Source organism: Burkholderia paludis (genome assembly GCF_000732615.1).
Lineage (GTDB): Bacteria > Pseudomonadota > Gammaproteobacteria > Burkholderiales > Burkholderiaceae > Burkholderia > Burkholderia paludis.
Map to the genome: position 1 here is coordinate 55152 of NZ_JPGL01000006.1, position 24837 is coordinate 79988.

At 69.3% G+C, this 24837-nt stretch carries 24 protein-coding genes and 1 pseudogene; 11 read left to right on the plus strand and 14 right to left on the minus strand.

Going from position 1 to position 24837, the window contains the following annotated elements; genetic code table 11:
- Window positions 1–31 precede the first annotated feature (31 nt).
- Complete coding sequence (locus GQ56_RS0102965; protein WP_031397222.1) at window positions 32–856, plus strand: peptidylprolyl isomerase; 825 nt, start codon at window positions 32–34, stop codon at window positions 854–856.
- 66 nt (window positions 857–922) lie between these two features.
- On the opposite strand, the gene GQ56_RS0102970 is transcribed toward GQ56_RS0102965, so the two are convergent.
- Window positions 923–1360: a GNAT family N-acetyltransferase gene (locus tag GQ56_RS0102970; RefSeq protein ID WP_031397223.1), complete on the minus strand. Its 438-nt coding sequence runs from the start codon at window positions 1358–1360 to the stop codon at window positions 923–925.
- 43 nt (window positions 1361–1403) lie between these two features.
- Window positions 1404–2345, minus strand: a pseudogene (locus tag GQ56_RS39130) (hypothetical protein).
- Window positions 2346–2656: 311 nt separating this feature from the next.
- On the opposite strand from GQ56_RS39130, the gene GQ56_RS0102980 reads away from it, so the two are divergent.
- Window positions 2657–3949 carry an MASE1 domain-containing protein gene (locus tag GQ56_RS0102980; protein WP_031397224.1) on the plus strand — a complete coding sequence of 431 codons (1293 nt, stop codon included), beginning with the start codon at window positions 2657–2659 and terminating at the stop codon, window positions 3947–3949.
- Between the two features lie 13 nt (window positions 3950–3962).
- Complete coding sequence (locus tag GQ56_RS0102985) at window positions 3963–4778, plus strand: alpha/beta hydrolase (RefSeq protein ID WP_031397225.1); 816 nt, start codon at window positions 3963–3965, stop codon at window positions 4776–4778.
- 177 nt (window positions 4779–4955) lie between these two features.
- Here the strand turns inward: GQ56_RS0102985 and GQ56_RS0102990 are convergent, their stop codons facing one another.
- From GQ56_RS0102990 to GQ56_RS0103025, 8 genes are all read right to left on the minus strand, one after another.
- A complete protein-coding gene (locus tag GQ56_RS0102990; RefSeq protein WP_031397226.1) occupies window positions 4956–5243 on the minus strand; it encodes a barstar family protein in 288 nt (95 codons plus the stop codon).
- 215 nt (window positions 5244–5458) lie between these two features.
- The gene (locus GQ56_RS0102995; RefSeq protein ID WP_031397227.1) at window positions 5459–6499 is read right to left on the minus strand and encodes a MerR family transcriptional regulator; all 1041 of its coding nucleotides are present in this window, start codon (window positions 6497–6499) and stop codon (window positions 5459–5461) included.
- A gap of 505 nt (window positions 6500–7004) precedes the next feature.
- A complete protein-coding gene (locus GQ56_RS0103000; protein WP_031397228.1) occupies window positions 7005–7964 on the minus strand; it encodes an amidohydrolase family protein in 960 nt (319 codons plus the stop codon).
- A 1-nt stretch (window position 7965) separates the two neighbouring features.
- Entirely contained in the window at window positions 7966–8913 is a 948-nt protein-coding gene (locus tag GQ56_RS0103005; RefSeq protein WP_031397229.1) for a YncE family protein, read from the minus strand.
- Between the two features lie 40 nt (window positions 8914–8953).
- Window positions 8954–10246 carry an MFS transporter gene (locus GQ56_RS0103010; protein ID WP_031397230.1) on the minus strand — a complete coding sequence of 431 codons (1293 nt, stop codon included), beginning with the start codon at window positions 10244–10246 and terminating at the stop codon, window positions 8954–8956.
- Between the two features lie 133 nt (window positions 10247–10379).
- Complete coding sequence (locus tag GQ56_RS0103015) at window positions 10380–11297, minus strand: dihydrodipicolinate synthase family protein (RefSeq protein WP_031397231.1); 918 nt, start codon at window positions 11295–11297, stop codon at window positions 10380–10382.
- 8 nt (window positions 11298–11305) lie between these two features.
- Window positions 11306–12478 (minus strand): L-rhamnonate dehydratase, encoded by a 1173-nt coding sequence (locus tag GQ56_RS0103020; RefSeq protein WP_031397232.1) that lies wholly within the window; start codon window positions 12476–12478, stop codon window positions 11306–11308.
- Window positions 12479–12536: 58 nt separating this feature from the next.
- Window positions 12537–13592, minus strand: a complete 1056-nt coding sequence (locus tag GQ56_RS0103025; protein ID WP_031397233.1) for a 4-hydroxythreonine-4-phosphate dehydrogenase PdxA — start codon at window positions 13590–13592, stop codon at window positions 12537–12539.
- Between the two features lie 115 nt (window positions 13593–13707).
- Here GQ56_RS0103025 and GQ56_RS0103030 point away from each other — a divergent pair, with 115 nt between their 5' ends.
- Window positions 13708–14652, plus strand: coding sequence for a LysR family transcriptional regulator (locus GQ56_RS0103030; protein WP_031397234.1), 945 nt, complete (start codon window positions 13708–13710; stop codon window positions 14650–14652).
- Window positions 14653–14731: 79 nt separating this feature from the next.
- On the opposite strand, the gene GQ56_RS0103035 is transcribed toward GQ56_RS0103030, so the two are convergent.
- Complete coding sequence (locus tag GQ56_RS0103035) at window positions 14732–16003, minus strand: MFS transporter (RefSeq protein WP_031397235.1); 1272 nt, start codon at window positions 16001–16003, stop codon at window positions 14732–14734.
- A gap of 175 nt (window positions 16004–16178) precedes the next feature.
- Between GQ56_RS0103035 and GQ56_RS0103040 the strand changes: the two genes are divergently transcribed.
- Window positions 16179–16865, plus strand: coding sequence for a hypothetical protein (locus GQ56_RS0103040; RefSeq protein WP_031397236.1), 687 nt, complete (start codon window positions 16179–16181; stop codon window positions 16863–16865).
- A 17-nt stretch (window positions 16866–16882) separates the two neighbouring features.
- Here the strand turns inward: GQ56_RS0103040 and GQ56_RS0103045 are convergent, their stop codons facing one another.
- The 3 genes from GQ56_RS0103045 to GQ56_RS0103055 form a co-directional block, all read right to left on the minus strand.
- Window positions 16883–17968 carry an ATP-binding protein gene (locus tag GQ56_RS0103045; protein WP_031397237.1) on the minus strand — a complete coding sequence of 362 codons (1086 nt, stop codon included), beginning with the start codon at window positions 17966–17968 and terminating at the stop codon, window positions 16883–16885.
- Window positions 17965–18702, minus strand: a complete 738-nt coding sequence (locus GQ56_RS0103050; protein WP_031397238.1) for a response regulator — start codon at window positions 18700–18702, stop codon at window positions 17965–17967. The genes GQ56_RS0103045 and GQ56_RS0103050 overlap by 4 nt, the downstream gene beginning before the upstream one ends.
- Window positions 18703–18843: 141 nt before the next feature.
- The gene (locus GQ56_RS0103055) at window positions 18844–19059 is read right to left on the minus strand and encodes a DUF1737 domain-containing protein (RefSeq protein ID WP_031397239.1); all 216 of its coding nucleotides are present in this window, start codon (window positions 19057–19059) and stop codon (window positions 18844–18846) included.
- A gap of 182 nt (window positions 19060–19241) precedes the next feature.
- Here GQ56_RS0103055 and GQ56_RS0103060 point away from each other — a divergent pair, with 182 nt between their 5' ends.
- The 6 genes from GQ56_RS0103060 (at window position 19242) to GQ56_RS0103085 (ending at window position 24830) form a co-directional block, all read left to right on the plus strand.
- Window positions 19242–19916, plus strand: a complete 675-nt coding sequence (locus tag GQ56_RS0103060) for a histidine phosphatase family protein (protein ID WP_031397240.1) — start codon at window positions 19242–19244, stop codon at window positions 19914–19916.
- A 19-nt stretch (window positions 19917–19935) separates the two neighbouring features.
- A complete protein-coding gene (locus GQ56_RS0103065) occupies window positions 19936–20967 on the plus strand; it encodes a phosphotransferase (RefSeq protein WP_031397241.1) in 1032 nt (343 codons plus the stop codon).
- Between the two features lie 58 nt (window positions 20968–21025).
- Window positions 21026–21790 (plus strand): SDR family oxidoreductase, encoded by a 765-nt coding sequence (locus tag GQ56_RS0103070; RefSeq protein WP_031397242.1) that lies wholly within the window; start codon window positions 21026–21028, stop codon window positions 21788–21790.
- 7 nt (window positions 21791–21797) lie between these two features.
- The gene (locus tag GQ56_RS0103075; protein WP_031397243.1) at window positions 21798–22556 is read left to right on the plus strand and encodes an SDR family NAD(P)-dependent oxidoreductase; all 759 of its coding nucleotides are present in this window, start codon (window positions 21798–21800) and stop codon (window positions 22554–22556) included.
- Window positions 22557–22603: 47 nt separating this feature from the next.
- Entirely contained in the window at window positions 22604–23848 is a 1245-nt protein-coding gene (locus GQ56_RS0103080) for an acyl-CoA dehydrogenase family protein (RefSeq protein WP_031397244.1), read from the plus strand.
- A 76-nt stretch (window positions 23849–23924) separates the two neighbouring features.
- Entirely contained in the window at window positions 23925–24830 is a 906-nt protein-coding gene (locus tag GQ56_RS0103085; RefSeq protein ID WP_031397245.1) for a LysR family transcriptional regulator, read from the plus strand.
- Window positions 24831–24837: the final 7 nt, after the last annotated feature.

Genomic DNA, 24837 nt, shown 5'->3' on the forward strand with positions numbered 1-24837 from the left:
TTTTCAAGTCCGAAGTGACGAAACGACGAAGATGAACAAGACACCGAAACGCCTGTTGCTGATCGCCGCGCTGGCCGGCGCATTGAGCGGTCCCGTCCTTGCCGAGACGGCGGCGACCGTTGCAACGGTCAACGGCACGCCGATCACGCAGGCCGACGTCGATACGTTGCTGCGCGCGTCCGGGCAGCCGGATTCGCCGCAGGTCCGCCAGGCGATCAAGAATCAGCTGATCACGCGCGTGCTGGTGCAGCAGGCCGCCGAGAAGGCGGACTATGGCGACAAGCCCGAGGTCAAGGCGGCGGTGCAGCAGGCGAAAACCAATGCCGAGGTGCAGCTTTACCTGCGCGAGAACGTGAAGCCCGAGCCGGTGACCGACGAGCAGGTCAAGGCGCGCTACGACGAAATCGTCGCGGCGCTCGGCAAGAGCGAGTACAAGCCGCGCGTGATCGTCGTCAATGATCCGTTGACGGCCGCGACGGTGCTGAGCGAACTGAAGGCGGGCAAATCGTTCGACGGGCTCGCGCGCCAGTACAGCCTGGCGCCGAGCCGCGATGCGGGCGGCGAACTGCCGTGGGTGAGCTTCAACACGCCGGCGGTGGAGGGCAAGACGTCCGGCTTGCCGCTGCCGGTCGCGCAGGCGCTCGAGAAGCTGGCGGTCGGCGCGACGACGAAGGATTCGATTCCGGTCGACGGCGTGCGGGCCATCGTGAAGCTGGATGCGAAGCGGCCGACGCAGGTGCCGGGCTTCGCGACCGCGAAGCCTGCGCTTCAGCAGCAACTGCAGGCGGCCGCGATCGAGAAGGCGAGTGCGCAGATGATCGGCAACCTGATGAAGGGCGCGAAGATCACGCAGTGATGCGGCGGCCCCGCGCGCCGGGCGTCAGGTGTCAGGCGTCAGGCGTCAGGCGTCAGGCGTCAGGCGTCAGGCGCGCCAGATCATGCTCGTGCTCGTGTCGGCCTCCGATGCGACGCGAAAGCCGAGCCGCTCGTAGAGCCGCCGCGCCGGGTTGCCGTGCACCACGCTGAGCGATACGGGCACGTTCGCGCGCGCCGCGTCGTCCAGCAGCACCTGCAGCAGGGCCTCGCCGATGCCCCGGCCCTGGTGCGCGGGGAGGATCTGGATCTGGTGAACGTGCCATTCGCCGGCGGCGCGCGTCACCTTCAGCAAGCCGATGGGAGCGGCGCCTTCGCAGACGATCATCGCATCGTCGAAGTGCGCTTCGATGCGCCGGGTGTGCGCTTCGTCGTCGGTTGGCGAGCCGACCCGCTGCAGGTGCGCGGTCATCGTGAGCCGGCGCAGGGTCAGCAGGAAGGGCAGGTCGGCCTGGCAGGCGGTACGCAGATGGATTGCCGGTTTCATGATGGGCGGGAGCCTGGGTTGAGCGTCTGGATGCCGACGCGGATCAAAGGCCGGGCAACTGAATCTGCAGGCCGGCCGGGCGATGCTCGAGGACATCCGTGACTTCGTATTCGGTTTTTGCCCCGTCCGAAGTTTGCCATTGCTGCATTCGGACATTGCAGACCAGTACGTCGCCCTTGCTGAAGCTGATCTGACTGTTGTTTACGCGCGACAGGAAGCGGGTATCCGTGATCGCCGCGTGAATCGTCGACGTGCCGTCGTGCAGCCGCTACTGGTTGCCGTCCTTGAACGCGAGCGACACGATCGAGAAGGCCATCTTCCGATGCTCGTCGAGGATGAGCGCGTCGGCCTGTTCGGGCGCGTGGAACCACGCAATCTCGCTGCGGGAGACTGTTTCGAATATCTCCGTGTCGGTGCCGGCCGCAAACGTCGCGATGCCTTCGCGCGCGAGCGGCGCCAGGACTTGCGCGGTTGCGTTGCGCACGCGGATGTCGCGCAGCAGGGTGAGGACGGCCAGGTCGATTTCGAGTGCGTCGCCGTCGACGTGCAGCACCGCGGTGCGATCCTGTATCCGCACTTGCCGGATCGTGCGCCCGCGCAACCATTTGAGGACGGCGAAGAGCCCCTTTCTCGCCGTCGGCGCGGCGATGCCGAGCGCGGTCAGGATCGTGATCGCATTGGCGAGCGCCGTGCCGTCGTGGCCGCCCAGCATGTCGCGCATGCGGCCGAGCAGCGGGGGCGCGAGCGTGAAATCGATACCGAAACTGCCGGTCTGGAAGCTGCCGCGCACGTTGACCCGCGGCCGCACCCGATCGCCGCACAGCGCCCGGGTCGCGGCGTCGAGCAAATCGCCGATCGCGAGCAGTGCGGGTGCAAGTTCGCGCACGTCCATCTCGGACGCTTCGAGCGCGGGCCCGTCGTACGTGACGCGAAATCGGCTCATGGCGTCGAAGAGGCCGGGACTGTTGCCATTGCGTGCGGTCATGCGACGTGTTGGCTGGAGACGTGGACGATACCCGAAACGTGTGCTTTCGAATGCCTTTCATGCCAGGCGCAATCGACCGGCCGCGCGGGATTTTGCGCCATCCGGCCAAGGCGACGCGCTGACGTGTCCCGACAGCGCCTGGAAAATCACGAACTTTTCCGATATGTTCCCGGTCACAACCGCCGGCTTGCGGCCGCGCCGGTGCGGTGAACGCGTTTCCGGTTTCCGGGATGCCGCGGCCTGCCTCAGTCGGCCTATCATTCGCACATCGCGCACCTGCGGGCCGCAGGCGCAGCACACAGGGATTCTCGATGGACACCAAACGATCGCGGCCGGGCCTCGTCGCCGCGCTGCTCTGGGCGGCGCTGTATCTCGCGACCGGCTACATCTCGCACCAGTTCAACGGCCCCGTCCGGCTGACGGGCTACATCTGGCTGCCGGCCGGCGTGACGGTCGGCGCATTCATGCTGCGGCCGGTGCGCGAATGGCCGGCGCTGGCCGGCGCATTCCTGATCGCGCAGCTCGCGCTGTCCGGCATCGAACAGGGCAGCCTCGTGAACGCGGTGCTGTTCACGGTCGACGAAGTCGGCGCGGCCGCGCTCGCGGTCTGGCTCGTGCAGCGCGTGCGATTCTCGCTCGAAGGGCTGTACTTCCTGCGCTCGGTGATCCTTGCCGGGCTGATCGCGGGCGTCGTCGGCGCGATCGGCGGCGCGGCGTGGTACACGGTGGTCAAGGGCGCGCCGTTCCTCGACGTGTGGTCGGTGTGGGCCGCGTGCGATTTCGTCGGCGTGCTGCTGATCACGCCGGTGCTCGCGTCGTGGTCGCGTTTTCGCGCGCACCGCTCGGGTGACCACGAGCGCTTCGACATCGTGCTCGGCGTCGTCGGGTTCGTGCTGGTCGCGATCATTGCGCTCGTGATCTTCGACGGCGACACGTCGCAGAAATTCGGGACGGGCGCCGGCTTCGCCCTGACCTACGTGCCGTTGTTCCTGACCGTCGCGGTGACGTTGCTGCTCGGCGGCCGCGCGGGCTCGTCGTCGGTGCTGGTGCTCGCGCTGATCGTGATCCGGCAGACCGCGCAGGGTGACGGCCCGTTCTCGTCGTTCCACGAGCACTACGGCAACGCGTTGCTCGAGGCGCAGCTCTACCTAGCGGTCACGTCGCTGCTGGTGCTGGCCGTGAGCACGCTGAAGACGACGCGCGAACGCGTGCACGAGCACGCGGCGGTGCTGCAGAACAACATGGAACTCGCGCTCGCGAGCGCCGGCCAGATCGCGTACGTGCTCGATCCGGCGTCGGGCCGGATCGAGTGGAGCGGCGACGTCGAGCGCGTGTTCGGCGTCGGCGTGGCCGCGGCGCAGATCGCGAGCGTGCCGCTCGTGCTCGAACGCGTGCGGCCGGGCGACCGCGAGGCCCTGCGCGACTACTGGAATGCGGAGATCGCGGGCGAGGATCGCGCCTCGCTGTCGCTGCGCGTCGTGCAGCGCGACGGCGGCACGCAGGCGATCACCGATCACGGTGCGCCGCTGCTCGATTCGAACGTCGACGTGACGGTGGTCGCGGGCGTCTGGCAGATCGAGCGTGTATGGCCGGCGGACGAATGAGCGGGGACGCGCGATGACGGGCCGCACGGCCGTGCTGCTGATCCACGGGCTCGGCGGCACGCAATACGATCTCGGTTCGCTGCACAAGGCGATGCGGCGTGCGGGCGGCGATACGCACATGATCACGCTGCCGGGGCACGGCACGCGCCCCGAGGATCTGGTCGGCGTGCGCGCGGAGGCGTGGCTCGACGCGGTGACCGAGCAGTATCGCGCGCTGGCGAGCGAGTACGACACGCTGCATGTCGCGGGCATGTGCATGGGCGCGCTGGTCGCGCTGCTGCTGTGCCACCGCGTGCAGCATGCGCGCGGCCGGCTCGCGTTGCTGGCCACGCCGGTGTTCATCGACGGCTGGTCGACGCCGTGGTACCGGGCGTTGCGGCACGTGCTGTATCGCGTGCCGGGCGTCGCGGAACGGATGCGCGTCGAGGAGGGCGATCCGTTCGGCATCAAGAACGCGACGATCCGCGCGATCGTGAAGAAGAAGTTCGAACGGGAGGACAGTTTTCACTATGCGTGGGTGCCGCTCGCGTGCGTGCGGCAGGTCGACCGGATGCGCGACTGGGCGCTCGAGGCCGCGGCCGGCACGCCGAGCCCGACGCTCGTGCTGCATGCGCGCGAGGACGAACTGACGAGCCTGCGCTCGGCCGATTTCCTGCTCGAGAAAATGCCCGACGCGCGCGGGATCGTGCTGGAGAACAGCTATCACATGATCTGTGCCGACAACGATCGCGACGACGTCGCGCGGCACGTGCTCGAATTCTTCGGGTTCGATCCGCTGCATGCGGTGAGTCCGGCGATGGCGCGCAGGATGGGGCGGCCGCAGTCGTGAGGGACGGGGCGGTGGCGAGGTTGAGGCCATGATGACGCACCCGGTGGTCCCGAGCGACGCCCGGCCGGCGGGATCATGAACCGGCTCGAAGCACTTCCGTCATGACGGACATGACGGAAGTGGCGGCGAACCTGCCGGACAGAACCGCGTGCGGCAAGATCCCGGATCGCGGCGCGGTCAGTCGTACTCGATACGGGAAGCGAAGGACGGGTATTGCCGCGCCATGTCCTGCAGGCAGTCGTTCATCAGCTTCGCGTCGTGGGGAAAGCGGCGTTCGAATTCATGCCAACCGTTCAGCCGGAGCACGTGCGGCATCTCGACGAGCGCGGTAATCGCATCCCAGAACGCATTCCAGTTACTGCCGTACCAGCCCGGGAAACCCAGTTTCTCCATCAGCCGTCCGTGCAGCTGGGCGGTTGATTCGATATCGCCCAATTCAATTTCCACCAGCGTGTTGCGTGTCATCAGGATCTCCGACGGATCGGCTGCGCAATACACGTATCCGGATCCACGCGAAGCATGATAACGCGCGGTCAACGGCGGGCCGGCCGTCGTTCGGCCTGCCCGCGAAACGGCGTCGTCCTGGCGTCACGTCCGGCGACACGCAGCGAATCCGGCCATGGCGCGCCGGTTGCAGCAGCGCGCTCCGTGACGGCGACGCACCCGTGCCGCTCCGGACGTCAGGTCGGGCCGACGGCCTGCACCGTATCCGGCCGCCGGGCGATCCGCTCGCGGATTTCCGGCGCGGCCAGGCACGTGGCCACGGCTTCGTAGCCGGGTGCGCCCGGGTAGGGCGCCACGCGCGAAGGCGGGCTGTGATTGGCCGGGCACAGGATGATCGATTCGTCCGGGCCGACGGCCGACAGATCGAGGATCGACGACGAGCGCGTGAGCAGGAACAACGGCCGCGCGACGGCGGCGGCGCGTTCGCGCAGCAGGGCAATCAGTGCCTGCTGCGTGGGCTGGTCGAGATCCTGCTCGATCATGTCGACGACCAGCGCGCGCGGGCCGTCGGCTTCCAGGCTGGCGAGCAGCGCGGTCAATGCCGCCGACGGCGTCGCGCCCCGGCCGGCGAGCGATGCCGACACGCGGTCGACGCGCGACTTCAGCGCGGGATCGGCACGCAGCGCGTCGCGGGCCGCCGCGCCGTCGCATTCCAGCCGGTCGAGGCCGACGAACGCCGCGCCGGGCAGCGCCTCGGCGAGCCGGAGCGCCAGCCGTGTCTTGCCGCTGCCCAGCGAACCGATGATGTAGTTCAACGGACGGATATCGCGACACTCGAACCACTCGCCGCCCCACGGCCACGGCAGGCTGAACGCGACGCCGGCGCCGCCGTCGTCGAGCAGCCGCGTCAGTTCGCCGTCGGCCGGCATCCGGCCGCGCGCCAGGCCGGCACGGATAGCACGCAGCTTGTCGACCTTGCGCACGAGATCCCGGATGCCATGGTCGAGCGCCGCTTCGTGAGCCGCCAGTGCATCGTCGAGGCCGCGCGCGTCGCCGTCGAGCACGCTTGCTACCTGCGCGAGACCGAGGCCGAGCGCGCGCAGCGCCGCGATGTCGGCCGCGCGCGCGAGGTCGTCCGGGCCGTAGGCGCGGTATCCGGCCGGCGTGCGCGCCGGCGTGACGAGGCCGTGCCGCTCGTACAGCCGCAGCGCCTTGATCGAGACGCCGAGCCGGGCGGCGGCGGCCGATGCGTTCAAACGGGGCGTGGACGTGCCCATCCGTCACCTCTCTCTACGGTCGATTCGTGACGACCAGCATAAAGGCGATCCCAAGGGCCGGGTCAAGCACGAGCGTGCGTGAACGGACGAAGCCGTGGCTGCGCCGCCTGTCAGCCGAGGGACGCGAATCCGTCGCGCTGCGCATGAGCGGGCTGGCTACCCGGTCGCAGTGGAATCGGGTGCGACCGTTGCGGTGGCGGTCGGCTTGCCGCTGGCGATCGATGCAGGCGGTTGTCAGGCGACGGACGCGAACCCGCCGCGCTGCGCACGAGGGGGCTGGCCACCCAGCCACCCGGCCGCGGTGGAATCGGGTGCGACCGTTGCGGTGGCGGTCGGCTTGCCGCTGGCGATCGATGCAGGCGGTTGTCAGCCGACGGACGCAAGCCCGCAGCGTCGCGCACTAGCGGGCCGGGCCGGCCACCCGGCGACCCGGCCGCAGCGAAATCGGGCGCGACCGTCGCGGTGGCGGTTGGCTTGCCGCCGCCGGCGATCGAGCCGGGCGGCGTTATCCGCGTGCGGCCCGCTGCAACGCATCCGGCGCGATCCGGTAGACCCGCAGCGCGTTGTCATGCCAGATCGCGCGGCGCGCCGCCTCGTCGAGATGCGTCATTGCGCGCGCAAACGTACGCAGCAGCACGGGATAAGTCACGCGCAGCCCGGCCACCGGGAAGTTGCTCGCGAACAGGCAGCGCTGCCAGCCGAAGATCGCGATCGTGTCGCGGATGATCCGCGCGTTGTCCGCGTCGTTCCACACCGCGTCGCGCAGGCCGAGTTCGGAAATCTTCACGGCAACGCGCGGCGATGCGGCGAGCGCTTCCATGCCGCTGCGCCATTGCGTCAGCCCCGCTTCCGAGCGATCCCACGGCAGTCCCGCATGTTCGAGCACGACGTCGACCGCGGGGGCCTCGGCGAGCAGCGCGGCCGCGTCGCCGAGATGCCAGGACGGCACGCGCAGATCCCAGCTCAGGCAATGCTCGGCGAGGCGCGCCAGCGCGACCGGCCAGCGCGGATCGCGCAGCGTGCCCGGCCCGTCGACGCGCGCATCCGGCGCGGCCGCGGTGCGCGGCTTGAAGCGCACGCCGCGCACCAGCGGCCATGCGGCCTGTTCGGCGAGCCGTTCGTCCGCGTCGCCGGCCAGCAGGTCGACCCACGCGACCACGGCCGACGGCAGCCCGTGCGTTTCCGCGACCTCGTGCAGCCAGCGCGTTTCCGCCAGCGCCTCGTCGCGCGCGCGTTCGGCCTCGACGTGCACGCTGGCGACGATCGGCGCACCTTGCGCCGCATGCCGGAACGCGGCCACGTCGAAATCGCGGCACAGCGCCGCGTAGTCGCCGAACATGAAGCGCGCCGGATCGTATTGCGCCTGCAGCCACGGATAGTGCGCGCCCGCATCGAGCCGCCACAGATGGTGATGCGCATCGACGAGCGCATCGGGCAGGCCGTCCGCCGGCGAACCGTCGCGCATGTCAGCGCGCTCCGGCGAGCACGTACGACGCATCGGGTTCGCGCAGCGTCGCGAGCGCGCCGACGAAGCGCCAGGTGTCGAGATCGAGTTCGCGCACGTAGTCGTCCTGGAACGACACGTACGCGACGCGCCGCGACGGATGGAACGACAGCGCGGTCGGGTTCGCGGGCAGCGCGATGCGCTCGATCTCCTCGAGCTGGCGCGCATCGAACACGGAGATCGACCGTTCGCCCGAATTGGTCAGCAGCAGCAGGTCGCGGCCGTCCGGCGCGCTCGTCCGGTAGATGCGGTTCGGATCGCTGCGCGTCTTGACGCGGCGGCCGCAGGTCATCGTCTCCGTGTCGATCTCGACCAGCGTGTCGTCGCCGCGATTCGCGACGAACAGCGTGCGCTCGTCGCCCGACAGCGCATTGCCTTCGGGGCGCGGGCCGGGCATCACCGCGCGCGGCGCGACCGTCGCGTCGCGCGGATGGAACTGCGTGACCGTGTTCGACAGCAGGTGCACGCCGTACGCGCGGCTCGCGTCGCGCGTGAGCGTGACGAGGTGCGTCTTCACGCCGCCGGACGGCACGGCCATGTTCGGCACGGGCTGGCGGGTCGGCTCGTCGAACACGAGCAGCATGTCGTGCGCCTCGCTCATCGCATACAGCCGGCCGTCGCGGTCGGTCGCCATCCCGTGCGGCCGGTAGTACGGCCACAGGTCGAGCATGCGCGTGTGGGTGCGGGCGACGAGGTCGATCTCGGCGATGCGGTGATCGCCTTCATGGCCGCGCGACCACGCGGTCTCGATCCCGAAGATGCCGACGTACGCGTAGCGCTCGTTCACGTCGACGGTGAACTCGTGCGGGAAGTTCGGCAGCACGACGTGCTTGAGCGCGGTTTTCGTGTCGAGGTCGTAGAAGCTGAAGGTATGGGCGCATTTCTGCACCAGCAGCAGGATGTCGTTCATGGTGTGTCTCCGTCGTTTCGTTCGCAGGCCGTATCGGGGGTCAGTGCTCGCAGCGCTTCGGCAACGTCAGCGCGAGCAGGCCGGCCACCGCGAGCGTGACGGCGAGGCTGTACACGCCGGCCGCCGCGCTCACGTGCTGGGTCAGTACGCCGACCGCATACGGGCCGCAGAAGCCGCCGAGATTGCCGAGCGCGTTGATCAGGCCGCGCGCGCTGCCGGCCGTCTCGACGCTGCAGAGCTTCGGCGGGATCGCCCAGAACACGCCGGCGGCCGCTTGCAGGAAGAAGCCGCAGCCGATCAGGAACGTGAACGACACGGCCATCGACGCATGCGTGAGCACCGACAGCGCGAGGCACGCGGCGAAACCGACGAGCGGCAGCAGCACGAACAGGCGGCGCTTGCCGGTTCGGTCAGACAAATACGACGTGACGAACATCCCGATCACCATCGCGACATACGGCAGCATCGCGAGCAGGCCGATCCTGCCCATCCCGCCGTGCGTGAGATTCTTCAGCAGCGTCGGCAACCACATCGTATAGCCGTAGATGCCGACCTGATAGCAGAAGTTGATCGCGATGAGCAGCCAGATCGTCGGGTTGCGCAGCAGCGCGCCGAACGAGCCGGCGGCCGGCGCGCCGGCCGCGCGCTTGCGCTCCTGCTCGTCGCGCAGCGCGTCGAGGATGTACGCCTTTTCGCGCGGCGACACCCAGCGCGCGGTCTCCGGGCCGTCGTCGGCGAACAGCAGCCACACGGCCAAGCACAGCAGCGACAGCGCGCCCGCGCTGAAGAACAGGTGATGCCAGTCGTACGCGGCGAGGATGAAGCCGGACAGCGGTGCGGTGATCATGCCGGCGAGCGGCACGAACATGATGACCATCGCATTCGCGCGGCCGCGTTCGCGGTCGGGAAACCAGCGGCTGACCATCGTCAGCACGACGGGCAGCATGCCGCCCTCGGCCACGCCGAGCAGGAAGCGCAGCGTCAGCAGTTGCCAGGTGTGCGTGACGAGCCCGGTCAGCACCGACAGCACGGCCCAGCTCACGAGCGACCACGCGATGAAGGTCTTGCCGCTGCCGAGCGCCGCGCGCCGGCCGCCGGGAATCTGCAGGAACAGGTAGCCGAAGAAGAAGATGCCGCCCGCGAGCCCGGCCATCGTCGCGTCCATGCCGAGATCGGCGTTCATCCCGCCGGGCATCGCGAACGCGATGTTCACGCGGTCCATGTAGGAAATGATGCAGGCGAGCAGCAGCGGCGGGATCACGCGCAGCCAGCGGCGGCGCGGAACGGCTTCGCCGGCGTCGTATGCCGGGGTGGCCGGGGTCAACAGGGTCATGGTGTCTCCGATCGGGTTGGTGGGCGGCGGCGGTCTTCTGACGGACCGCCGTCACGCCTTGACGCGCCGGCATCGCGCCGGCCGTCGTTGCGCGACGCCGCGGCGTCGCGACATCGCACGGGTGAACCTGTGTCTAGCGCCCCCAGCGCAGCACGAGCGGATCGAGCCGCCGCGCCGTGTCGAGCAGGCCGGTGCGCACCTGCGGATGCAGTTCGGGCCACGGCGAGCGCGGCCGGTCGCACGCGATCACGCCGCCTTCCCGCATCAGCGCCTTCGCGGTCAGGAAGCCTGACTGGCGGTTCTCGTAGTTGATGAGCGGCAGCCAGCGCGCGTACTGCGCGTACGCTTCGTCGCGGCGCCCGGCGAAATACGCGTCGGTGATCCGGCGGATTCCGTCCGGATAGCCGCCGCCCGTCATCGCGCCGGTTGCGCCGGCATCGAGGTCGGCGAGCAGCGTGATGCCTTCCTCGCCGTCCCACGGCCCCTCGATCGCGGCGCCGCCGAGCGCGATCAGCTCGCGCAGCTTCGACGCGGCGCCGGCCGTCTCGATCTTGAAGTACGACACCGCGTCGATCTCGCGCGCGAGCGTCGCGAGCAGCGACGCGGGCAGTGCGACGCCGCTCGCGGGCGCGTCCTGGATCATCAGCGGAATGTCGAGGCCGTCGGCGACTTCGCGGAAGAACGCCCGCACCTGCGCGTCGGGCACGCGGAACGTCGCGCCGTGGTAAGGCGGCATCACCATCACCATCGCCGCGCCGAGCGCCTGCGCGCGCCGGTTGCGTTCCGCGCAGATCCGCGCGCTGAAGTGCGACGTCGTGACGATCACGGGCACGCGGCCCGCGACATGCTCGAGCGTGGTGCGCGTGATCAGGTCGCGTTCGTCGTCGCCGAGCGCGAACTGCTCCGAATAGTTCGCGTGGATGCAGATGCCGTGCGAACCGGCGTCGATCATGAAGTCGAGGCAGCGGCGCTGGCCGTCGAGGTCGAGCGCGCCGTGCGCATCGAAGATGGTCGGCGCGACCGGAAAGACGCCCTGGTAGCGTGCGTTCATGATCGGCCTCACTCGACGATGTCGAACTGGTCGAGGTACTCGGTCTTCAGCGTGAGGCCGAGGCCCGGCACGTCGTCGCGCAGTTGCAGGAAGCCGTTCTCGGCCACCGGCTCGCCGTCGAAGATGTAATAGAACAGCTCGTTGCCGACCTCGACGTCGAACATCGGGAAGTACTCGCTCATCGGCGACGCGAGCGTGCTCATCGTCAGGTGATAGTTGTGCATCTGGCCCGCGTGCGGAATCACCGGCACGCTGTACGCCTCGCACAGCGCGTTGATCTTGTGCGCCATCGTGATCCCGCCGACGCGGTTCGTGTCGTATTGCACGACCGACACGGCCTTGCGGTCGAGCAGTTGCTTGAAGCCGTACAGCGAGAATTCGTGTTCGCCGCCCGAGATCGGGATGCGCGTCAGGCGGTTCAGCTCCGCGTAGCCGTCGATGTCGTCGGCGATCACCGGTTCCTCGAGCCAGCGCGGCTGGTACTTCTCCAGCTTCGGCAGGATGCGCTTCGCATATTCGAGGTTCCAGCCCATGTAGCACTCGAGCATCAGGTCGTTGTCGTAGCCGATCACCTCGCGGATCGCCGCGACCGATTTCAGGTTCTCGGTCACGCCCTGCTGCCCGTGCGCGGGGCCGTAGCCGAAGCGCATCTTGAAGGCGCGGAAGCCTTCCTTCAGGTACTGCTGCGCCTCGTCCTGCATCGCCTTCAGGTCGGTGCGGTAGAGCTTCGAGTAGTAGCAGGGGATCTTTTCCTTGGTGCGGCCGCCGAGCAGCTTGAACACCGGCTTGCCGACGCTCTTGCCGAGGATGTCCCAGATCGCGATGTCGACCGCCGAGATCGCCGCCATGCCGATGCCCTTGCGGCCCCACGCGTGGGTGGCGCGGTACATCCGCTGGTTCAGGTATTCGTAGTCCCACGGGTCCTGGCCGATCACGAGCGGCGCGAGGTACTGGTCGATGATGACCTTCGCGACGTGAGGGGCGAGCGCGACGTTGCCGAGGCCGACGATGCCGTCGTCGGTCTCGACCTCGACGACCGTCCACGCATGGAAGCGGAACGTGCTCATCGTTTCCTGCGGCGCGTACAGCAGATCCATCGCGTTCGAGCAGAAGTTGCCTTGCGGCGGGACGGTCTTTCCTTTCCACTGGAATACGCGTGCGCGCACGGACCGGATTTTCATGGCGTGTCTCCGAGAGTCGATGTTGTCGTGTGTGAAAGGCGGGCGGCCGGCGCGGCCGTCACGCGGGAATGGCGGGGGTGCGGCGCGCGGCGCCCATCCGGCACGCGATCTGCAGCGCCTGCCAGGTCGCGCCGACGTCGGCCGTGCCGCGACCCGCGATGTCGTACGCGGTGCCGTGCGCGGGCGTCGTGATCGGCACGGGCAACCCGCCCTGCACGGTCACGCCGCGCGAGAAGCCGAGCAGCTTGATCGCGATCTGCCCCTGGTCGTGGTACATCGTGACGATCGCCTGGTAATCGCCGGCCTGCGCCTTCAGGAAGATCGTGTCGGCGGGGAACGGGCCGTGGAACGGCGCGTCGGTCGGCCAGGCGCGCGACTGCAGCCTGCGCACCGCCGGCTCGATGATGTCGACTTCCTCGCGGCCGCAGCTGCCGCCGTCGCCGCCGTGCGGGTTGAACGCGGCGATCGCCACCTTCGGCGCCGCGACGCCGTTCGCGAGCAGCGACCGGTAGATCAGTTCGGAGGCCTGCTCGATCCGCTCGATGCTCAGGCAGCCGGCCGCGTCCTTCAGCGGAATGTGCGACGAGATGCGGGCCGTCCACAGTTCGCCGAGCGTGTTGAATTCGCAGAAATAGCCGGTCACGCCGAGCGCCTCGGCGAAGTGGTGCAGCTCGTCGTCGTGGCGCAGCCCGCCGAGCTTCATCGCGTATTTGTTCAGCGGCGCGAAGCAGATCGCGTCGATGTCGCCGGCGAGCGCCGCGTCGAGGCAGCGGTCGAGCACGGCGAGCGTCGAGCGGCCGCCGGCCGCGCCGGGCTGGCCGACGGCGACCAGCGAAGGATCGATCGTGTCGACTTCGACGAATGCGGCGCGCGCGCTCGACGGCCGGCCGCGCACGTCAGCCAGCGACGCGACGGGTTCGACGTCGACCGTGACGCCGGCGGTGCGCTGGCCGGCTTCCCACAGCCAGCGATCGCCGATCAGCACGAGATTCGCGCGGGCGGTCGCGTCGGGGCGGGCGAGCAGTTTCGCGATCAGTTCGGCGCCGATGCCGGCGGGGTCGCCCAGCGTCAGCGCGACGACGGGCAGGGGGGAGGCGGTCGAGGGGGCGTTCATGCGGTGTCTCCGGTGGCGGCGCGTGGCCGTTCGTGTATGGGGTTCATGCTAGGTAGACGGAATGAGTCGGTAAATTGAAAACTCTTGATGAATCGATAACCAGGAGTAATCGGAAATGGGCTCGATCGACCGACGAGACTCGACCCCGCAGTTGCTGAACCGGCTGCGCATGCGCCAGATCGCGCTGCTGCTGGCCGTGGACGAATGCTCGACGCTGCGCGCGGCGGCCGAGCAGATGGGCCTCACGCAGCCGGCCGCGACGAAGATGCTGGCCGAGCTGGAGAGCGCGCTCGGCCAGCGGCTGTTCGACCGGATCGGGCGCGGGCTCGTGGTGAATCCGGCCGGCGAGCGCGTGCTCGGCTATTTCCGCGGAATTCGCGGCAGCGTGGAGGCGCTGAACCGCGAGCTCGGCGAGCTGCAGCTCGGCAGCGCGGGGCGGCTCGCGATCGGCAGCATCATGGCGGCGTCGCCGGGGCGGCTGACCGAGGCGCTGGTTCAACTGAAGGCGCGGTATCCGCTGCTCGCGATCGACATCGCGGTGGACACGAGCGACCGGCTGATGCCGCAGCTGCGCGAAGGCGTGCTCGAAGTGGTGATCGGCCGCAACGTCGGGACCGATTGCGACTTCCGCGTGGTCGACGACGAGGCGCTCGCGATCATCGCGGGCCGCGATCATCCGCTCGCGGGCGCGGGGCCGGTCGGATTCGACGCGCTGCTCGATTACGCCTGGATCCTGCAGCCGGCCGGCAGCCCGGCGCGCGAGGTCGTCGAGCGCGAGTTCCGCGCGCGGCACCGGCCGATGCCGCGCGGGCTGGTCGAGACGGGGTCGATCCTGACGACGATGAACCTCGTCGACCGTTCGCCGATGCTCGGCGTGATTCCGCTGACGGTGGCGCAGCGCAACGCGGAGCACGGGCTGGTCGCGATCATCGATTTCGCGCTCGAACAGAAGCTGCCGTCGTACGGCAGCCTCGTGCGGCGCGACCGGCCGCTGAGCGTGCCCGCGCAGCAGTTTCTCGCGCTGTTTCATGGAGACGGGGCGGGGGCGGGCGGCGGCTGACTATGCGGTGCGGCGCGCCGTCCGCGCCGTCCGCGCACCGCGGAGCGGCCCGAGGCGCGCCGGCGGCGCGGGGGCGGTTTCAACGCACCGACGGTGCGGCGGGCGCGGCGGCGAGCGGCGGCAGCGATGCCGACAGCGTGCGGTCCGGGCGAATCCGCAGCGCGGCGACGATGCCGATCAGCAGCATCGCGACCGAGCCGACGAACGGCACCGTCCAGCTTCCCGTGCGGTCGACGAGCAGGCCGAACAGGATCGGCGACAGGATGCCCGAGATCGCGGAACCGGCGTTCATCATCCCGCTCGCGATGCCGGCGTGGGCCGGCGCGATGTCGCTCGGCACGGCCCAGATCGGCCCGATCGTCAGTTCGAGGCACAGGAACGACCCGGACAGGCACAGCGCGACGCCGGCCGTCGAGTGCACGAACGCGAGCGGCAGCAGGCAGGCGAGCGCGCCGGCGAAGCTCGCGACGATCACGCTCTGGCGGGACAGCGCGAGGTTGCCGGTCTTCCGGTAGATGCGGTCGCAGAGCCAGCCGCCGAGCGTGTCGCCCACCACGCCCGCGAAGAACACGCCGGACGCGAACAGCGCGGTCGATTTCAGGTTCAGGCCCTGGCCGTTCAGGAAGAAGGTCGGCAGCCACGTGAAGAACAGCCAGGCGGTCCAGCCGTAGCAGAAGTAGACGAAGATCGCCGGCGCCATCCGGCGCAGCAGCGGCCCCCACGGCGTCGGGCCGGACGGCGGTGCGGGGCGGGCGGCGCGCGCGCGGCCGTCGTCGTCGACGCGCGGATGTTCGCGGAAGCCGACGATCCACCACGCGAGCCATACGAGCGTCACCGCGCCGATCACGAAGAACGCGGCGCGCCACGACAGCCATGTCATCAGCGCGGCGACGATCGGCGGCGTGACCGCATTGCCGAGCCGCGAGAACGAATGCGTGAAGCCCTGCACGACGCCGCGCCGCTCGCGCGGGAACCAGTGCGTGATCGCGCGCGCCTGGGCCGGCAGCGTCGCGCCTTCGCCGATGCCGAGCAGCAGGCGCGCGGCGAACAGCAGGCCGAGGCTGTGCACGAGCCCCGTCATGAAGGTGGAGGCGACCCAGATCAGCCCGCAGCCGATCAGCGTGATGCGGGCGCCGAACCGGTCGGCGATCCAGCCGCCGCCGATCTGGCAGATTGCATACGAATACGCGAACGCGGAAAATGCGACGCCGAGCTCGGTATTCGACAGGCCGAGTTCGGCCTTGATCGCGCCGGCCGCGGTCGCGAGGTTGACGCGGTCGACGTAGAGGATGAACGAAAGCGCGCACAGCAGCCACAGCGTGTGGCGCCGTTGACGATGGTCGTTGGGCATGTGTCTCACTCCATGTTCGTGCGCGGCATGGCGATGACGCCGCGTTCACTGGCGAGGCCAGCATCGCGCGGCGGCGGAGACACTGTCTAATGAATCTTTGGGATCAATCGATAACCCCGGGTATTCAATCCTGTTCCGGCCGGGCCGGACGCAACGGAACGCCACAGGTGAAGCATTGACCGACAACGAAGAACTTTCGCTGCGCCCGGAGAGCCGCTTCTGGCAGCTCGCGCCGGTGAAATGGTGGATCCGCGGGCACGGCCGCGACGGCTATTCGTTCCGTCTGCTGCTGGGGCCGCTCGTGATCGTGTTCGTGCTCGAATTCGTCTGCATGATGTTCGAAGCGCTGTACCCGAGCATCGCCATCAGCGCGGTGGCGACGCTGTTTCTCGGCATCGGCGGGTTCTACGGCGCGCAGCGCGAATGGCTCGTGACGTCCGCGGCCGCGCGCGCGCTCGTGAAGGCGCGCATGAAGAAGGCGGCCGAGCGCTTCTCGTCGCTCGGCGTCGGCGCGACCGTGCTCGCGATCTTCGTCGCCGCGACGTCGCTGTCGCTCGTGATGTCCGGCCAGCCGGTGCTGCACAGCGTGTCGAAGGAAGCGGTGTCGATCTTCATCGCGCTGGTGTTCCTGCCGGTGTACGTGTCCGGCGCGGTGCGCAAGCTGGCGATCGCGCGGATCGAGGAACTGGAGGCGCTGCGCAACGCGACGGTCGGCACGCGCCTGAAATTCGACCGGGCCGGCGCCGTGCGCGCGGTGGTCGTGCAGGGCGCGGCCGGCAAGGGGACGGTGTCCGTGACCGAGTACACGGTGCTCGGGTTCAGCCCGCCGCTCGAGCAGGTCGGGCGCGAACCGCGCGCTTGAGGGGGCGGAGCGCCGCCTTACGCCGGAAAGCGCGCGTCGTGGGGCGTCGGCACGAGGTTGTCGGGCCATTGCACTTCGAATCGCGTGCCGCCCGCCCCGGACGGCATGCAGACGGCTTCGCCGCGATGTGCATGCGCGATCGCCGCGACGACGGCGAGCCCGAGCCCGCTGCCGCCGGGCTGCGATTCGTCGCCGCGCCGGAAGGCCTTGAACACGTGCGCCGCGAAATCGGCCGGGATGCCGGGGCCGTCGTCCTCGACGCGCAGCCGGCACAGGCCGCGCTCGACGCGCGTCTGGATCCGGATCGTGCCGGGCACCGCGTGACGGCGCGCATTTTCCAGCAGCGCGAGCAGGGCCTGGCGGATGCGAACCGGGTCGCAGCTCATGCGCCGCGGGTCGAGATCGAGTACCGGGCGCTGGCCGGCGGCCTGCAGCGCGTGCGTGAACACGTCGACCACGGCGCGCACCTCGGCGGCGAGGTCGGTGTCGCGGATCTCGATGCTCAGGTGGCCGCCGTCGGCGAGGCTGACCACGCGCAGATCCTCGATCAGCCGCGTCAGCCCCTCGACCTGCGCGAGCAGGCTGCGGAACTGCGCCTCGTCGGGCTGGAACACGCCTTCGGCGAGCCCCTGCAGGCGCCCGCGCAGCACGGTCACGGGCGTGCGCAGTTCGTGCGCGATCGCCGCGTTCCAGATGGCCTGCTCGTTGGTGACGCGCTGCAGCTCGTCGGCGAGCGCGTTGAAGTGATCGGCGAGCAGCGCGGCTTCGTGCAGCGAGCGGTCGCCCGCGACGGCGCGCGCGTCGAGATCGCCGCGCGCGACGCGGCGGATGCTGTCCGTGACCGAGTTGAGCGGCACGAGGATGCGGCGCGCGAGATTGACCGCGACCGCCACCGACAGCGCGAGGCCGACCGACGTGGTCGAGATCAGCCACACCCATTCCGGCCCGGTCGGCAGCAAGCTCTTCGTGTCGAATTTCGCGGGCCAGTAGTTGAACGCGAAGTAATAGAAGGTGTAGGCGGTGATCACCATCAGCAGCGTCACGCCGAACACCATCCCGGCCATCGTCAGCGCGATCTGGCGGCTCAGGCCCTCGAGCTTCATTCGCCGCTCCACAGCTTGTAGCCGACGCCGCGGACGCTCGCCGGCACGCCCTGTACGCCGAGATCGTCGAGCTTCTTGCGCAGCTTGCTGACGTGGCTGTCCACCGTGCGTTCCAGCGCGTCGCCTTCCGGCAGGCAGGCGGCCATCAGCTCGGCGCGGCTGAACACGCGCCGCGGCGCACGCGCGAGCTGCGCGAGCAACTTGAACTCGGTGAGCGTCAGCACGAGCGTGTGGCGCGTGCGGCCGACCTCGACCGTGGCCTCGTGGCGTTCGAGATCGATCTCGAACGGCGCGGCGCGCAGCACGCGCTGTTCTTCCTGGCGCGTGCCGGCCATCGAGCGGCGCAGCACGGCCTGCGCGCGCGCGACGACTTCGGCCGGGTTGAACGGCTTGACCACGTAGTCGTCGGCGCCGATGCGCAGCCCGGTCAGCTTGTCGATGTCCTGGTCGAGCGCGGTCAGCATGATGACCGGCGTGTCGCCGCGATGGCGGATCTCGGCGAGCACCTTCCAGCCGTCGACGTGCGGCATCTGCACGTCGAGCAGCACGAGGTCGGGCTTCAGCGACAGGTGAAGCTCGAGCGCGCGGCGGCCGTCGGCGGCGTGCACGGTGCGCAGGCCGTTGCGCGCGAAATAGGCGATCAGGATCTCGGCGATCTCGGGCTCGTCCTCGGCAATGAGGACGAGCGCCTGGGCGCCCTGGCCGGCGCCGGAAGATGAGGAAGATTCGGGCATGGCCATTCGTTCAGGTCCATCGGGGTTCCATCGGATCGCCATACTACCGCACGGCTTGTGCAGCCGAACGGAGGAGGCGGCCCTGCCGGAACGGCCGGACCTGCGAGCACGAAGCAAGGCGCACCGGTGCGCCCGCCGCGATCAGGCGCCGGAAGGGCCGTCGGGATCGCCGGGGCGGTCCGGCCAGAGCAGCGCCTGCGCGACGACGACGTGGTCGCCGTTGAAGGTGGCGGCGGGCGATCCGTACAGGCGGTAGCCGAGCGCCAGCGCGTCCGAAACACGATGGCAGAACGCGGCGTCGTCCTTGCCTGTCAGCAGGCGGTAGCGGGGCAGGTTGTCGGGCGGGGAATGCGGCATGGGCGGGTTCCTTGCATCGGGCCGGGCGGAGCAGTATAGGTCGGCCGGCCCGGCGGCGCGCGCCGGCGCGGCGGAATGGCGAAGCGGTCATTCCGATGGTGAATGCCGGGCCATTCATCAAATAAATTTTAAAAATGCCGGACCGCTCGCTATGCTGAATCCTTCTATCTGGCGGGCATGCGATGGCTGAACTCTTTCTGGTACGGCACGGGCAGGCGTCGTTCGGCACCGACGACTACGACCGGCTTTCCGCGGGCGGCGAGCAGCAGGGCGTCTGGCTCGGCGAGTACTTCGCACGGCAGGGGCTGGCATTCGACCGCGTGATCTGCGGCACGATGAACCGCCACGCGCAGACGGTCGACGCGATCCTGCGCGGAATGGGCCGCGAGGGCGCGCCGGTCGATCGCCATCCGGGCCTGAACGAATACGACTTCCACGGGCTGTTCGCGGCCGCCGCCCACGACCATCCGGAGATCGCGCGGCTCGCCGCCGGCTCGATGAAGGCACACTTTCGCGCGCTCCGGCAGGTGCTGCAGCTGTGGACCGAGGACAAGCTCGGCGACGCGGCCCCCGAAACCTGGGCGCACTTCCAGCAGCGCGTCGCCGACGCGCGCGCCGCGATCCGCCACGGCGGCGGCCAGCGCGTGCTCGCGGTGAGCTCCGGCGGCCCGATCGCGGTCACCGTGCAGCAGGTGCTCGCCGCGCCGCCGTCGAGCGCGATCGCGCTGAACCTGCAGATCCGCAACAGCAGTCTTTCGCAGTTTTTCTTCAACGCCGATGCGTTCCACCTCGCGTCGTTCAACGGCATCCCGCATCTGGAGGATCCCGAACGGCACGCGCTGCGAACCTACGGCTGACCCACGAACGATCGCGACGATGACGAACCCTTCCCAGCAACTCGACGCAGCCCGCCTCACGCGCTATCTGGAAACGCACCTGCCGGGCTTCGAAGGCCCGGTCGACATGGAGAAGTTTGCCGGCGGCCAGTCGAATCCGACTTTCCTGCTGAACGCGAAGAGCGGCCGCTACGTGCTGCGCCGCCAGCCGCCGGGCGAACTGCTGAAGTCCGCGCACGCGGTCGACCGCGAATTCCGCGTGCTGACCGCGCTGTCGGGCACCGCGGTGCCGGTCGCGCACCCGTATCACCTCTGCGTTGACCGCGACGTGATCGGCAGCCTGTTCTACGTGATGAGCTTCGAGGACGGCCGGATCTTCTGGGATCCCGCGCTGCCGGAACTGCCGAAGGACGATCGGGCGGCCTGCTACGACGCGCTGCTGCGGACGATGGCCGCGCTGCACGACGTCGACGTCGACGCGGTGGGCCTGGCCGACTACGGCCGCCCCGGCAACTATTTCGAACGCCAGATCGGCGTGTGGACGAAGCAGTATCGCGCGGCCGAAACGGAGCGCCTCGACGCGATGGAGACGCTGATCGACTGGCTGCCGAAGGCGTGCCCCGAGGATACGGGCCGGCCGGCGCTGGTGCACGGCGATTTCCGGATCGACAACCTGATGTTCGCGCGCGACGGCTACCGCGTGCAGGCCGTGCTCGACTGGGAACTGTCGACGCTCGGCAACCCGCTCGCCGATCTCGCGTATTTCTGCATGTGCCTGCGGCTGCCGGCCGGCGGGCAGGTGCGCGGGCTCGCGGGCCAGGATCGCGCGTCGCTCGGCATCCCGGACGAAGCGGCGATCGTCGCGCGCTATTGCGAACTGCGCGGCATCGAGCCGATCCGCGACTGGCACTTCTATCTCGCGTTCAGTTTCTTCCGGCTCGCGGCGATCGCGCAGGGCGTGAAGGCGCGCGCGCTGCAGGGCAACGCGTCGAGCGAGCAGGCGCTGCGCGTCGGCGCGATGGCCGGGCGGCTCGCCGAACTGGCCGTCGGCGTGATCGACGCACACCGCTGAGATCGCCGGCTTCACTGCACGGCGGCATGACATTCCATCAATGGAGGAGCACGGCAACATGGCAACGAATCTGTTCGACCTGACGGGCAAGATCGCCCTCGTGACGGGCGCGAGCCGCGGCATCGGCGAGGAAATCGCAAAACTGCTGGCGGAGCAGGGCGCGCACGTGATCGTGTCGAGCCGCAAGCGCGACGACTGCCAGGCCGTGGCCGACGCGATCGTCGCGGCGGGCGGCAGCGCCGAGGCGCTGGCCTGCCACGTCGGGCGGCTGGAGGACATCGCCGCGACGTTCGAGCACATCCGCGGCAAGCACGGGCGGCTCGACATCCTGGTGAACAACGCGGCCGCGAACCCGTATTTCGGGCACATCCTCGATACCGACCTCGCCGCGTTCGACAAGACCGTCGACGTGAACATCCGCGGCTACTTCTTCATGTCGGTCGAGGCCGGCAAGCTGATGAAGACGCACGGCGGCGGCGCGATCGTCAACACGGCGTCGGTGAACGCGCTGCAGCCGGGCGACCGGCAGGGCATCTACTCGATCACGAAGGCGGCCGTCGTCAACATGACCAAGGCGTTCGCGAAGGAGTGCGGGCCGCTCGGGATCCGCGTGAACGCGCTGCTGCCGGGCCTCACGAAGACGAAGTTCGCGGGCGCGCTGTTCGCGGACAAGGACATCTACGACGCGTGGAAGGCGAAGATTCCGCTGCAGCGCCACGCGGAGCCGCACGAAATGGCCGGCACCGTGCTGTATCTGGTGTCGGACGCGGCGAGCTACACGAACGGCGAATGTATCGTCGTCGACGGCGGCCTGACGATCTGAGCGCGCGATGAACATCGACAGCTACGCCGGGCAGGCCGTGATGATCACCGGCGCCGCGAGCGGCTTCGGCGCGCTGCTCGCGGGCGAGCTTGCCGCGATGGGTGCGCGGCTGGCGCTCGGCGATCTGCACGGCGAGGCGCTCGAACGCGTGGCCGCGCCGCTGCGCGCGGCCGGCGCGGACGTGATCGCGCGGCGCTGCGACGTGCGCGTGGAGGCGGAAGTGGCCGCGCTGGTGCAGGCGGCCGCGGCCCGCTTCGGACGGCTCGACGTCGGCATCAACAACGCGGGCATCGCGCCGCCGATGAAGGCGCTGATCGATACCGACGAAGCCGATCTCGACCTGAGCTTCGCGGTGAACGCGAAGGGCGTGTTCTTCGGGATGAAGCACCAGATCCGCCAGATGCTCACGCAGCACGCGGGCGTGATCCTGAACGTCGCGTCGATGGCAGGGCTCGGCGGCGCGCCGAAGCTGGCCGCGTACGCGGCGTCGAAGCATGCGGTGGTCGGGCTCACGAAGACGGCCGCGCTCGAATACGCGCGCCACGGCATCCGCGTGAACGCGGTGTGCCCGTTCTACAGCACGACGCCGATGGTCACCGAAGGCGATATCGGCGACCGCCAGGCCTTTCTCGCGCAGGGCTCGCCGATGAAGCGGCTCGGCCGGCCCGAGGAAATCGTCGCGACGATGCTGACGCTGTGCGCGAAGGAAAACACCTATCTGACCGGGCAGGCCGTCGCCGTCGACGGCGGTGTCTCGGCGTTCTGACCGAACCGGACGAAGCTGACCGGACGAACCGAATCGAGGAGTCGATCATGGATTTTGGCTACACCCCGAAAGTGGAAGAACTGCGCGAGCGCGTGCGCGCGTTCATGGACGCGCACATCGTGCCGCGCATTCGCCAGTGGAACGAGGAAGTGCATGCGGGCAAGTATCCCGTGTCGTTCATGGAAGACCTGAAGGCGCGCGCGAAAGCGGAAGGGCTGTGGAACCTGTTCCTGCCTCACCTGAAGAACGACGAGCCCGGCGTGGGCCTGACGAACCTCGAATACGCGCCGCTCGCCGAGATCATGGGGCGGGTGGGCTGGGCGTCGGAGGTGTTCAACTGCAACGCGCCGGACACCGGCAACATGGAGCTGCTGCACATGTTCGCGACGCCGGAGCAGCGCGAGCAGTGGCTGCTGCCGCTGCTGCGCGGCGAGATCCGCTCCGCGTTCGCGATGACGGAGCCCGACGTGGCGTCGTCGGACGCGACGAACATCACGACCCGCATCGAGCGCGTCGGCGACGAATACGTGATCAACGGCCGCAAGTGGTTCATCACCAACGCCGCGCATCCGAACTGCCGGATTTTCATCGTGATGGGCAAGACCGACCCCGAGGCCGAGTCGCACCAGCAGCAGAGCATGATGCTCGTGCCGCGCGACACGCCGGGCGTGACGATCGTGCGCAACATCACGGTGGTGAATCACCACGCGCCGGAAGGGCATTGCGAGATCACGTTCGACAACGTGCGCGTGCCGGTGCGCAACCTGCTCGGCCAGGAAGGCAGCGGCTTCGCGCTCGCGCAGGCGCGCCTGGGGCCAGGCCGCATCCACCACTGCATGCGTTCGATCGGCGCGGCCGAGCTCGCGCTGGAACTGATGATCGACCGCGCGCAGTCGCGCGTGGCGTTCGGCAAGCCGCTGAACCGGCACGGCACGGTGGGGGAATGGATCGCGCGATCGCGCATCGAGATCGACCAGGCGCGCCTGCTCGTGCTGAAGGCCGCCTGGATGATCGACAAGGTCGGCGCGAAGGCCGCGCGCAAGGAAATCGCGATGATCAAGGCGCTCGTGCCGACGGTATATACGAACGTCTGCGATCGCGCGATGCAGGTGTTCGGCGCGGCGGGGTTGAGCCCCGATACGCCGCTCGCCGACCTGTGGACCTGGGGCCGCGCGCTGCGCTTCGCGGACGGCCCGGACGAGGTGCATCTGCAAGCGATCGCGCGGATGGAGATCAAGGACGGCGAGCCGGGTTCGACGGCCGCGTACCTGACGCCGCCGCCGCGCGGCTGAGCGCCGCGCCGCGATGCGCAGGGGCGTGGACGAACGGGCGGCGCGCGCCGTAAGATGCCGGCAAGGAGATCCGGCGATGCGCCTCTCGAAGATTGACCTGAACCTGTTCGTCGTATTCGACGCGATCTACACCAAGCGCAACCTGACGCGGGCGGCCGAGGTGCTGCATCTCACGCAGCCGGCCGTCAGCAACGCGCTCGCGCGGCTGCGCAAGACCCTCGACGATCCGCTGTTCGTCAGCACGCCGGCCGGGATGATGCCGACGCCGCTGGCCGAGAACATCGTCGGACGCGTGCGCGAGGCGATGCAGCTGCTCGATTCGAGTGCGCACGAAGGCGACGTGTTCGATCCCGCGTCGTCCACGCGCGTGTTCCGGATGAGCATGAGCGACCTCACCGAAGCGCTGCTGCTGCCCGCGCTCGGCGAGCTGCTGCAGACCCATGCGCCCGGCATGCACGTGCGCAGCTACACGATGGATCGCCGCGAGGTCGCGACCGCGCTCGCGAGCGGCTCGGTCGACATCGCGATCGACGCGCCGCTGATCGGCGATCCGCACCTGCACCAGGCGCTGCTCGTGCGCGACCGCTATGCGTGCATGATCCGGGAAGATCACCCGTTCAAGGGCGCGACGCTCACCATGGACGACTACCTGTCGATGGGACACATCCACGTGTCGAGCCGCCGCAAGGGCAGCGGGCACGTCGATGCGGAACTGACGCGCCTCGGGCTGCGCCGCACCATCCAGATGCGCGTGCAGCACTACATGGTCGCGCCGCTGATCGCGATGCGCGGCGATCTCGCGCTGACGGCGCCGCTGCGGTTGCTTCAGCGCTACCCGGCGCGCATTCTCGAACTGCCGTTCGAGATGCCGGGCCTCGAATACTTCTGCTACTGGCATCGCAGCGCCGATCAGGATCAGGGCAGCCGGTGGTTGCGCGAACAGCTGATGACGCTGATGGGCGGGATGGGCGAGCCGCGGTGACGCCCGC